Annotated in this window: 9 protein-coding genes; 7 read left to right on the plus strand and 2 right to left on the minus strand. The window is 41.2% G+C overall.

Annotation, left to right across the window (positions count from 1 at the left end):
• The first annotated feature begins 19 nt into the window (after positions 1-19).
• From trpCF to ybaK, 5 genes are all read left to right on the plus strand, one after another.
• Complete coding sequence (gene trpCF / locus AKG98_RS20245; protein ID WP_067050424.1) at positions 20-1,408, plus strand: bifunctional indole-3-glycerol-phosphate synthase TrpC/phosphoribosylanthranilate isomerase TrpF; 1,389 nt, start codon at positions 20-22, stop codon at positions 1,406-1,408.
• Between the two features lie 11 nt (positions 1,409-1,419).
• Positions 1,420-2,610, plus strand: coding sequence for a tryptophan synthase subunit beta (gene trpB / locus AKG98_RS20250; protein ID WP_067050427.1), 1,191 nt, complete (start codon positions 1,420-1,422; stop codon positions 2,608-2,610).
• Complete coding sequence (gene trpA, locus AKG98_RS20255) at positions 2,610-3,416, plus strand: tryptophan synthase subunit alpha (protein ID WP_067050430.1); 807 nt, start codon at positions 2,610-2,612, stop codon at positions 3,414-3,416. Before trpB ends, trpA begins: the two co-directional genes overlap by 1 nt.
• A gap of 185 nt (positions 3,417-3,601) precedes the next feature.
• Positions 3,602-5,488, plus strand: coding sequence for a monovalent cation:proton antiporter-2 (CPA2) family protein (locus AKG98_RS20260; protein WP_067050433.1), 1,887 nt, complete (start codon positions 3,602-3,604; stop codon positions 5,486-5,488).
• A gap of 5 nt (positions 5,489-5,493) precedes the next feature.
• Complete coding sequence (ybaK, locus tag AKG98_RS20265; protein ID WP_067050436.1) at positions 5,494-5,964, plus strand: Cys-tRNA(Pro) deacylase; 471 nt, start codon at positions 5,494-5,496, stop codon at positions 5,962-5,964.
• Between the two features lie 125 nt (positions 5,965-6,089).
• Here the strand turns inward: ybaK and AKG98_RS20270 are convergent, their stop codons facing one another.
• Together AKG98_RS20270 and AKG98_RS20275 are read right to left on the minus strand one after the other, a co-directional pair.
• Complete coding sequence (locus AKG98_RS20270) at positions 6,090-7,091, minus strand: porin (RefSeq protein ID WP_067050439.1); 1,002 nt, start codon at positions 7,089-7,091, stop codon at positions 6,090-6,092.
• A gap of 235 nt (positions 7,092-7,326) precedes the next feature.
• A complete protein-coding gene (locus tag AKG98_RS20275) occupies positions 7,327-8,694 on the minus strand; it encodes a sodium-dependent transporter (protein ID WP_067050442.1) in 1,368 nt (455 codons plus the stop codon).
• Positions 8,695-9,052: 358 nt separating this feature from the next.
• Between AKG98_RS20275 and AKG98_RS20280 the strand changes: the two genes are divergently transcribed.
• Positions 9,053-10,342, plus strand: coding sequence for a sphingomyelin phosphodiesterase (locus tag AKG98_RS20280; RefSeq protein WP_067050445.1), 1,290 nt, complete (start codon positions 9,053-9,055; stop codon positions 10,340-10,342).
• Between the two features lie 550 nt (positions 10,343-10,892).
• Positions 10,893-12,233, plus strand: a complete 1,341-nt coding sequence (locus tag AKG98_RS20285; protein ID WP_067050448.1) for an aromatic amino acid transport family protein — start codon at positions 10,893-10,895, stop codon at positions 12,231-12,233.
• Positions 12,234-12,394 lie beyond the last annotated feature (161 nt).

Consider the following 12,394-nt stretch of genomic DNA (forward strand, 5'->3'; position numbering starts at 1 on the left):
CATAAGGAAGGAAGCATAAATGTTAACGCAAGAATTACAGCAAACCATTCTCGGTAATATTATTGACGATAAAGTGACTTGGGTTACAGCGCGTAAAGCCAGCCAACCATTAGCGAGTTTTATTGCTGATTTAATACCGACAGATCGTGATTTTTATGCCGCATTATCGGGTAAACCAACCAAGTTTATTCTGGAATGTAAGAAAGCATCTCCATCAAAAGGGCTCATTCGCCCCGAATTTGATTTAGATTTAATTGCTGGCGTCTATAAAAACTATGCGGCTGCAGTCTCAGTATTAACGGATGAGAAATACTTCCAAGGTGACTTTGACTACATCACTAAAGTACGTAATATCGTGACTCAACCAGTGATTTGTAAAGACTTTATTATTGATGAATACCAGATTTACTTAGCCCGTTTACACCAGGCAGATGCAACGCTGTTAATGTTATCGGTACTGGATGACGCTGAATATATTGCCTTAGCTAAAGTGGCTCACAGCTTAAACATGGGCGTACTTACCGAAGTCAGTAATGAAGCAGAATTAGTCCGTGCGATTGCGCTAGATGCAAAAGTGATCGGCATTAATAACCGTGACCTACGCGACTTATCCATTGACTTAAACCGCACCAAAGAGATCGCCCCTCAGATCCCAAGTGATCGTATTATCATTTCAGAATCGGGGATCCACAATAACCAACAAGTACGCGATTTGGCGAACTACGCGAACGGCTTTCTCGTTGGCAGTTCATTAATGTCGCAAGACAACGTTGATTTAGCTTGCCGCCGATTGATTTTAGGTGACAATAAAGTCTGTGGCCTAACTCGTCCAGAAGACGCCAAAGTAGTGTATGAGCAAGGCGCTATTTATGGCGGACTTATCTTTGCACCAAAATCACCACGTTGTGTTAACGTAGCAATAGCGCAAGAGGTCATTGCTGCTGCACCACTGGCTTACGTGGGTGTATTTGTGAATGAACAAGCAACAGTCGTTGCCCAGCTTGCTAATCATCTTGGTTTGGCCGCAGTACAATTACACGGCAGCGAAGATACAAGCTACATTGCGATATTAAAAACCTTACTCAATAACGACATACAAATTTGGAAAGCACACGGGGTTAGCGAACAAGCACCCGATTTAAGCCTGACCAAGGTTGATCGTCATTTAGTTGATAGTAAGGTAGCGGGACAATCAGGTGGCACAGGACAGCCATTTGATTGGTCGTTATTAACATCTGAAGATTGCAGTCAAATCATGTTGGCAGGCGGATTAACCCCTGACAACGTGCAAGACGCAGCAAAACTCGGTTGTTTAGGGCTGGACCTAAACTCAGGATTAGAATCAGCACCCGGTATTAAAGATACAGACAAAATTATCGCGGCATTTAACGCGCTTAGAAATTACTAAAGGAAGTTATCATGGCAAAACTTAATGCCTTTTTTGGCGAATTTGGCGGCCAATACGTATCGCAAATTTTAATACCTGCATTAGATGAATTAGAAGATGCATTTATCGATTCACAAAATGATCCTGCCTTCGAAGCAGAGTTTCAAAAACTGTTAAATGAATACGCGGGTCGTCCAACACCATTGACGCTATGCCGTAACATTACCAAAGGTTCAAAAACCAAGATCTACCTAAAACGTGAAGATCTACTTCACGGTGGCGCGCACAAAACTAACCAAGTACTAGGTCAAGCACTGCTGGCTAAACGCATGGGTAAAACCGAGGTCATCGCAGAAACTGGCGCAGGCCAACACGGTACTGCATCTGCGTTAGCCTGTGCGTTATTGGGTCTAAAATGTCGCATCTACATGGGTGTGAAAGACATGGAACGCCAAAAGCCGAACGTATTCCGCATGAAATTAATGGGTGCCGAAGTCATTGCCGTAGATTCTGGCGCAGGCACATTAAAAGATGCCTGTAATGAAGCATTACGTGACTGGTCTGCCAACTACGAAAATGCCCATTACCTACTAGGTACAGCGGCTGGTCCTCACCCATTCCCAACGATTGTGCGTGAATTCCAAAAAATGATCGGGGAAGAAGCCAAACAACAGATCTTAAAAGCAGAAGGACGCTTACCCGATGCAGTTATTGCTTGTGTTGGTGGTGGTTCGAATGCCATTGGTATATTCAATGACTTTATCGAAGAAGAAAATGTCAAACTTTACGGTGTTGAGCCTGCAGGTAAAGGCATTGCCACTGGTCAGCATGGCGCGCCAATTGCCGAAGGTACCAACGGTATTTTCTTTGGTATGCACTCACTATTGATGCAGGATAACTATGGTCAGATTCAAGAGTCATATTCAGTATCTGCCGGTTTAGATTTCCCATCTGTGGGCCCACAACACGCACATTTATATACCACTGGTCGTGCAGAATATCCATCTGTAACCGATGAAGAAGCATTAGCGTCATTCCAGTTATTATCATCGCAAGAAGGCATTATCCCTGCGCTAGAATCATCTCACGCATTAGCGTATGCACTACAGATGATGGAACAGGATATGGATAAAGAACAAATCTTAGTGGTTAACTTATCTGGGCGTGGCGATAAAGATATCTTCACTGTAGCTGATATTCTTGAAGGTAAAGGAGCATTATAATGGGACGTTATCAACAAGCTTTTGCTGCACTTGCAGAAAAAAATGAAGGCGCTTTTGTTCCATTTGTAACGATTGGCGATCCAAACCGCGAGCAATCAATGGCGATCATCGAAACGCTCATTGCAGCCGGCGCTGACGCGTTAGAACTCGGTATTCCGTTCTCAGATCCGGTGGCTGATGGCCCGACGATCCAAAAAGCCACGTCTCGTGCACTAAACGCAGGCATCAACCCTGATATCTGTTTTGAAATGCTCACTGAAATACGTGCTAAACACCCGCAAATACCAATTGGTTTATTGCTGTATGCCAACCTAGTTTACGGTAATGGCACAGATAAGTTTATGGCTAAAGCCGCTGCGGCTGGCGTTGACTCATTATTGATTGCCGACGTGCCTGTACAATACGGTCAACAATTTAAAGACGCTGGCGATAAAGTGGGTATCGAAAGTATCTACATCGCACCACCAAATGCCGATGAAGCAACGCTGAAACTGGTAGCAGAGCAAGGGTCTGGTTACACCTACCTACTTAGCCGCGCTGGAGTAACAGGTGCAGAGACTAAAGCAGAAATGCCAGTTGGTCCGTTATTAGACAAGCTAAAATCATTTAATGCCGCGCCTTGTCTCCTTGGTTTTGGTATTTCATCACCAGAACAAGTTAAACAAGCTGTTGCAGCAGGTGCTGCGGGTGCTATTTCGGGTTCAGCTATTGTTAATATCATTGAGAAAAACCTGAATGACAATGAAACAATGCTGCAAGAACTCGCTGAGTTTGTGACGCCAATGAAAGCCGCGACAATTAAATAGTCGAGTATAAACGAAATATATACCCAAGTTATTTCAAGATGCTTGGGTATAACGCTTTACCAATGAAGCTCTTAGTGCCTATTATTATGCTATCGCAATACGATAGTTATCATAAATGACGCTAAGGGCTTTTTTAGTACTATAGATCACTCATCGCATTACCAACCAAGGAACAAGGAAGCACCATGACAGGTTATTTCATTCAAGCATTCGTCTACCTGTTTGCTGCGGTTATCGCCGTACCGATTGCCAAACGTCTTGGGCTGGGCTCGGTACTCGGTTATTTAATTGCCGGGGTTATCATAGGCCCAGTGACAGGGCTAGTCGGCAGTGAAGCCGCTACCATCCAGCATTTCGCTGAGTTTGGTGTAGTGATGATGCTATTTCTGGTGGGCCTAGAACTAGAACCCCGTATGCTCTGGGATATGCGTCATCGTCTTATTGGTTTAGGTGGTTTACAAGTTGGTTTAACGACGGCTGCAGTAATGGGGATCTGCCTTGTGCTTAATTTAGACTGGGGTCTGGCCCTCACTATTGGTTTAGTATTCTCACTGTCCTCAACCGCGATCGTATTACAAACCTTTAACGAAAAAGGCCTGACCAAAACCGAAGGCGCGCGCTCTGCATTCTCGGTATTACTGTTTCAAGATATCGCCGTGATCCCGATGCTGGCGCTAATCCCATTATTAGCCATTCCTGAACTGGTTGAACAAGCACAAAATGCCGTACAAGCAGCCAGTGCGCAGCATGAAGAATTATCCTTAGTCGCCAATATTTCCGGCATTTATTATGCCCTAGTGATCATAGTGGCCATCACCGGCGTAGTTGTCGGAGGCCATTACTTAAGTCGTCCATTATTTAAATTTGTGGCAAGTTCTAAAGTACCTGAGATCTTTACCGCTACCTCATTAATGCTGGTCATTGGTATTGCTGCCATTATGAACTTAGTGGGTCTGTCCCCTGCTCTGGGTGCATTCTTAGCCGGTGTAGTATTAGCAACCAGTGAATTTAGACACCAGTTAGAAGCCACCATCAAACCATTCAAAGGGCTATTACTGGGGTTATTCTTTATGACCGTGGGCGCTGGTATTGATTTTAATATCTTGTTTAACGAAACCAGTACCATTTTATCCATTACCGTCGCCTTAATGTTAGTCAAAGGCTTAGTGCTGTTTATCTTAACCTTAGTCTTTAAGATCAAAGGCAGTGACCGTTGGTTATTAGCACTAAGCTTGGCGCAAGCAGGTGAATTTGGCTTTGTATTAATCGGCTTTACCGTGAACAATCATGTACTACCGATTGATTTAGCACAGACCTTATCATTATCTGTTGCCCTGTCTATGTTCTTAACACCCGCGTTATTTATCTTTTATGACCGCGTGATCCTGCCCCGCTATGTTGATAAAACCAATCAACAAGCAAGCGATGATATCGATGAACACGGTGATGTGATCGTGGCAGGCATCGGCCGTTTCGGCCAAATTGTCAATCGGCTGTTAGTGGCCAACGGCGTAAAAACTGTGGTGCTGGATCATGACGTCAGTATGATCCAAAGAGTGCGTTCATTTAACATGAAGAGTTATTTTGGTGACGCGACTCAGCCAAGTTTGCTAGAAACAGCGGGGATCGCTAACGCCAGCTTATTCATCGTCGCCATTGATGATAAAGCCAGAGCCGTTGATCTCGTACGTTACATCAAGCAACATTATCCACAAGTCAAAATATTAGCGCGTGCTTATGACCGTGGCCATGGTTATTCTCTGCGTCATGCAGGGGCAGATCATGTGGTCAGTGAGACCTATCATTCAGCCTTAATCCTTGGAACACACGCGCTGGCTAATCTGGGTTTCAGTGAACAACAAGCAAAAGACGTAAAGCTCACCTTTAAAGAAATAGAAAAACAAAGTAAAGCAACCTTGTATCAAACTTGGTTGAATAACAGTGAAGACGACAAGTTTAATACCGCTTATCGTGACCTGTATTTACAACTTGAAGATAGCTTAGCAGACGTAATGAAAAATCGAGACAAGCCTGTAACACCGCTAAATAACGACATAGATAAGGCAGAATAGAGAGTATGACTCCAGCAGTAAAATTAGCTAAAAAAGCAAAAATAGCCCACAAAACCCATGAATATAAACACGATTCGAATGCAGAATCTTATGGTTTAGAAGCAGCAGATAAGATGTCCGTCGCCGCCGAACGCATATTCAAAACACTGGTAGTGGATGTCGGTGATAAGAAACTCGTTGTTGCAGTTGTACCAGTAACAGCAATGCTTAATTTAAAAGCCATTGCCAAAGCAGCAAAAGCTAAAAAAGCGGTCATGGCAGATAAAAATGATGTAATGCGCTCGACCGGTTACGTACTTGGTGGGGTTAGTCCATTGGGACAAAAGAAACGCTTATTCACTGTCATTGATAACTCAGCACAAACACATGAGACAATCTATGTCAGTGCGGGCCGTCGCGGCTTAGAGATCGAATTAAGCCCGTTAGACCTAAAGCAGCTAACCAATGCTGAGTTTGCTGCGATTAGCAGTGACTAATGATGAATAGTGGTAATCCGTGAATAATAAAGTCTATTATCAATTTCTATCAGCAAAAATAACAATAGCCCAGTAAACCGTTTTACTGGGCTATTTTGTATGAAATTTAAATAGTAGGTAATTAACTAGAAGTCATATCGCGCAGCCATATGCCACTGATCTTCATCATCAGCAACATCTAAAATGACATATTCAGTCACCACGCGTAAATTTTGATTAAACTTATAAGCAAGACCAAATGCGGTTTCATCAACGGTATTATTACTTATATTATCCGTATCACGTTGTTTATAAGTAAAGGTGCCTGTTATTTTATCCAAGGTGTAAGCGAGGGATAACTCATAGGCAGTCCAATCATCTGAATTCTTAATAGATGCGTTATTTGGTGTATCAACAGAGGTACTATCCCCAACAATAGAGGCGGTTAACCCTTGGTACTTATAACGTGCGGCAAATAGGAAGGTGGATCTATCATAATCTAGGTCGATACTATAATCTTCTATCATGACACCTGTATAGGTTGCCCCTAGCTCCAGACCGAAATCAAACCCATAAACCCCCCCTACTGAATAACTGGATTGACTATCGTTGCCACTGCCACCATCATCACTGGATTCAGGTTGAATATGTGCCACTAAATTAAGGGCATCATCAAGCATCTTGGTTTCTAGTTTTAAAATATTGGTTTGTCTATTTAAGTTACCTATAGCGGGATTGCCTGAATAGTTAGTGGTACCAGCATCGGCCCAATCCGCAATGATTTCATCTGCGGCATAGTTACGACCAAAGGTCAGCTGTCCCCAATCATTTTTTAATCCCGCATAAATCAAACGCGTTTTAGAGGTTGAATTAGCGTCACTCTTGTCTCTGGATTCAAATTGCATCTCAATATGCGCAAGTGCATTTAAATCCTCCGTTAAATTTGAAGAGGCCTTAAAACCAGTACGAAAATAGCTATCTGAGCGACCATCACTTTTTTTACCTTTACCATCTTGGTAAATATAAGCGGCATAAGCACGGCCATACAAATCAACCAGGTGAGCATCATCTTTGTATACATTAACAGAAGCTTGTACCGTCGGAACAAGACTAGCTAGTATTGCTGTTACTAATAATGTCTTTTTCATGATTCTTCCATGTCTATTAAAGTAAGTGTTTATCAGCCTTACAACTGGCGACTCAGTAAATATTAGTTCCTTAATGTAAAATTGATGTTCGATCAGATAATTTTATGCCAAAAAGTGAACCTCGTCTCATTATTCATGCGAATGAGTAGTAACAACTAACCGTATAAATGAAAAAGTCCCAGTAGATCGCTCTACTGGGACTTTTGCTTATTATCTATTGAGGCTCAGAGTATCATTAAAGCGATGTACTGATTAATACGATAATTAAAACAGGGCAAACAAACTTCACATACAATGGCCATATTTTCCAGAAGATACCATTTACATCAGCACCATCTTGACCTTTTATTTCAGAAAGTAGGCTATTACGATGCCATACCCAACCCGTAAAGATCGCCAGACCTAAACATATAAGCGGTTGTATCATTTCGGTTGATAGCGTAATCATTAAGCCAAACATTAAATCAAAATTAGTTACCACAACCATCGCTAATGTTGTCAGTGCAGCGCCAACAATCCAAGTTACTTTCTTACGTGACATCGCTGTTCTATCCGCGATATAACTGGTTGGCACTTCGACTACCGAAATTGCCGATGTTAATGCAGCTACTGACATCAACGCAAAGAAGATGATAGCCACAATATGCTCGACCGCGCCCATCGTCGCAAACAACGCTGGAAGTACTGTAAATACCAGTGTATCTGAACTTAGCAAGTTACCGTCAGCATCAAAGATAATGACACCATTATGCTTAGCTACATACATAGCTGGCAGGATTAACATCGCGGCTAAGAAGGCTACTCCTGTATCTATAAAGGTTACCTGTACCGCTAACTTACTGATGTTTTCTTTTGGTTTAAGGTATGAGCCGTAAATCATCATCACCCCGGTACCAATAGATAACGAAAAGAATGTCTGACCAAGCGCTCCAATGAGTACATCTGAGTGCATTATTTTTTCAAAATCAACCGTAAATAACGCCGCAACACCTTCACTCGCACCGGGTTGAAACAAGATATAAATCACGCTTGCAATCAAGATAGAAAATAATAATGGCATTAAACGCTTTGACCATTTTTCAATGCCATCTTGTACGCCTTTTTGAATCACATAAATAGACATCAATGTAAATACTAAGGTAAATACGATATTACGAGATAATGAGAAATCGATTAACCAACGGCTTGCCTCTTCAGCACCAACCATAGCCGCAATAGGTGCCAGTGTGTTACTGACGAACCAGCCAGAAAGTATGGCATAGAAACTGAATATCATCACCGCACAGATAATTGACGCGAGACCAATCAAACGACCAATCATTTTTGTTGCAGAAGATCGGCCTAGTTTAGCCATCGCATCTGCTGGATTAGTTTGACCATGACGGCCCACCATTAGCTCAGCAACTAACATAGGGTAACCAAGTACAAAGATCAGAAACAGGTACACCATTAAAAACGCACCGCCGCCATTACTGGCCGCTTGCGTAGGGAACCCCCAGATATTACCAATACCAACAGCAGAACCTGCCGCTGCCATTATAAAACCAAAGCGAGAACCAAAATGTCCTCGAGATGCACCATCATTATTCTGTATTGCAGCCATTTATCCGTACCAAGTTTTATAAATCCAATTAAGAATGGAATTTATACCTAAAAACACAGCAAAGGCAACAGTTTAAATCTACAAAACACCACAAAACCCAGCGTTTAACCCCCTTAACTTAAGTATTAAAGCAATAATTAACCAACAAAATTGTAAATATGCATTTTTAATTGCGCAAACATTATAAATTTATCTTTGAAATAGCAAGTGTTACCAATCTGCTTAAAACATAAAAAAATAGTACTCTAATCAAAGCCTCATCAAAACTGCTTACTATGCGTACTTAATGTATAAAATAATATTTTATACTCACCCTTAGTTAGTCGTAAAAATCATACAATATAAAATAAGGATATTTATGTTAAGGAAAATAGCAGTCTTACTTGGGCTATACATGATTACCCCGGCCTTAATGGCAATGAGCCAGGTACCCACGGAACGCCATACTATTATTCAATTCACCAATAGCACGCCACATACCCTGTATGCGTATATTGAAGCAGGTAATAATATCGAATTGTTAACAGCAGAAGTGCTGCCATTGAGTACCATTGATCTCGCTAACATTACCAGAATCGGCACTGACGATGACATTGCCATTTCACTCAGCAATGCAGATTACAGCTTTAGCTTAACGCAGAGAGTGACTAACGGTGAACTTGCCTTTGGTATCGACAGTACTGAATTGACTATCGAACCACAAACGAAGGGCACGATTCAGCGTTTTGAGATCCAACTTGCCAGCAGAAAAAATACTATCGCCTTTAATAGTGAAAATCTAAACAAAGGTGGCAAGGTCAATTACGTATTACAGCTGCATGATCAGAAACCAGCTATTGGACCAGGTAATGAATTTAGCTTATTAAGTTACAACATTTGGGCGACCACAATATTCGGTTCTAAAAAAGTAGATACACGCCTAACGGAAATGCCAGAAGTTATGTCTGGTTATGATGCCTTGGTACTCACAGAGGTCTTTGATCCAATTAGAACAAAAAAATTACTAAAACAGCTCAGTAAAGAATATAGCTTTACCAGCAGCGAAATATTCAAATTAGGAAAAATCATGCAGTCAGGTACGCGTATTTTAACGCCTTGGCCTGTAGAAGAAGAGAAAAGTCTAAAGTATACCAGTTGTAATGGTATTCAGTGTGCCGCAACCCGTGGTGTTATTTATGCCCGCATTAACAAGCAAGGTCACATTTACCATCTGTTTGCGACCCACACCCAATCATCAGATGATGATAGCAACCGATCAGCACGTTTAGCCCAACTAGAAGAAATGGGAGCGTTTATTCGAGCACAAAATATCCCTGCTGACGAAGCCGTCATTTTAGCGGGTGATTTCAACGTCAATAAAATAGGCTTACCCGGCGATCGTGATCAAATGGAATATATTCTTAATGCCACCGAACCTGACAACAAAGGGCACAGCCTCTCTTTTGATTCCAATACTAACTATTGGGCAGAAAAACCTTATTTAGAATATCTTGATTACACACTAACAGGAAATGACCATTTACAGCCAATCAGTGCAAGCCAAGAAATATTCGCGCCTCGCGTAGTAACCAAATCACTGTGGGAGATTTGGGACTTATCTGATCATTACGCAGCTCGCGGTTATTTTATCTACCCAATAGAGAAATAGCAGCATAATAAACTACTTATTAATATTTCAGCATCTATTCACTTTAGATGCTGAGATAACCGCTTAAAACTCACAATTACTACTAGATGAATACTCAAAACTAGGCACCTCCACTATTTTTAACCTGAAACACTCAAAAGTAGCACTAAAATAAATTTGAGCCCCTTAATACAAGTGTGATCTGTACATACAAAATAATTGCTAATTAATTGTTAAAACCCAATAAACTACCTATTTATAGCTACCCCTGTTGTTTTTTGATGACTACAGGAACAAGTGTAAAACTACAAAGCGCACCATTTAAAGCATAAAAAACTAAATATCCACTTTGAAAACTAAAAATGCAGAACAAACACAACTAATCGCTCAACAAACACACAGGTACGAAGATTGTTAATAAAAAACACGTAAAACATCAAATTATTTTGATAAATACGGGTTATTTTTTATATTCAAAGCAAAAAAGCGATCTACATCACTTTAAATAAAATTCAGATCATTATCCTATGCATCAATTAAGATACAGCGCAATATTACAGGTGAAAGAGAAATGTCAGAGCAAGCCACTACAACAATCGCGAACAGCACTACGAATGCTGCTAAATGGAACAAAGCAGACACAGAATGGGTATTAAGTTTATTCGGCACAGCAGTAGGTGCTGGTGTTTTATTCTTACCTATTAAAGCAGGTTTAGGTGGTTTTTGGCCGTTAGTATTTCTAGCATTGATTGCAGGCCCAATGACATGGTTCGCGCATAGATCACTTGCTCGCTTCGTTCTATCTTCAAAAAATCCAGATTCAGACATCACAGATGTTGTTGAAGAACATTTTGGTAAAGGCGCTGCAAAACTAATTACATTTGCTTATTTCTTTGCTATCTACCCTATCGTATTAATCTACGGTGTTGGTATTACAAATACATTTGAAAGTTTCATTGTTCACCAACTTGATATCTTCACTGAAATCCCACGCCTAGCGGCTGATGGCGCACCGATGCTTACAGAAGCGGGTGTTCAAATCATGGATAAAGTAAGCGGTATCCCACGTTGGTTACTATCTGGTGGTCTAATTTTAGCAATGACTGCACTGATTCTATACGGTAAAGACTTAATGCTTAAAGCAACGTCAGCATTAGTTTACCCACTAGTCATCATCTTATTCGGTCTATCACTGTTCTTAATTCCGAGCTGGAATACAACGATGCTAACAGTTGTACCTGAAGCATCATCGTTCCTACCAGTTATCTGGTTATCGATTCCACTGATTGTGTTCTCATTCAACCACTCTCCAGTAATCAGCCAGTTTGCTAAAGCACAACGTAAATCTTACGGTGAAAACGCAGTAGCAAAATCAGACCTTATCTGTAAACGTGCAGGTCAAATGCTACTTGGTTTTGTAATGCTATTCGTATTCTCTTGTGTGTTATCACTATCACCAGAGCAACTAGCAGAAGCTAAAGCACAAAATATCTCAATCCTGTCTTACCTTGCAAACGTACATGACTCAGTATTAATTCAATACTTTGGTCCTTTCGTCGCATTCGCAGCGATTACTTCTAGCTACTTCGGTCATTACCTAGGTGCTCAAGAAGGTCTAAACGGTCTAGTTAAACAAGTTATGCCGAAAGCATCAGAGAAGAAAATCGGTACATTCTCTATCGCATTCATCGTACTAACTACATGGGCTGTAGCGATTATCAACCCAAGTGTACTCGGTCTTATTGAAACAATCGGCGCACCAATGATTGCAGCTATCTTGTTCTTAATGCCTATGATTGCTATCAAGAAAGTACCTGCGATGCAAAAATATGCTAGCGATAAAGCAGCAAACATCTTTGTTACTATCTGTGGTCTACTCGCTATCACTTCAGTTATCTACGGCGCACTATAAACCGCTGTTACTGTAACTTAAGTACTACTATTAACGGTACTTAAGTTAATAAAAAACGAAACCGGTGAGTCATCTCACCGGTTTTTTTGTGTCTGAATTTCTAGCGCAATACCTGCGTGATCTTGATACTCGCCTCCACAACTATTTGGCGTGCCATATCA

It is taken from the genome of Moritella sp. JT01 (assembly GCF_001574435.1).
Lineage (GTDB): Bacteria > Pseudomonadota > Gammaproteobacteria > Enterobacterales > Moritellaceae > Moritella.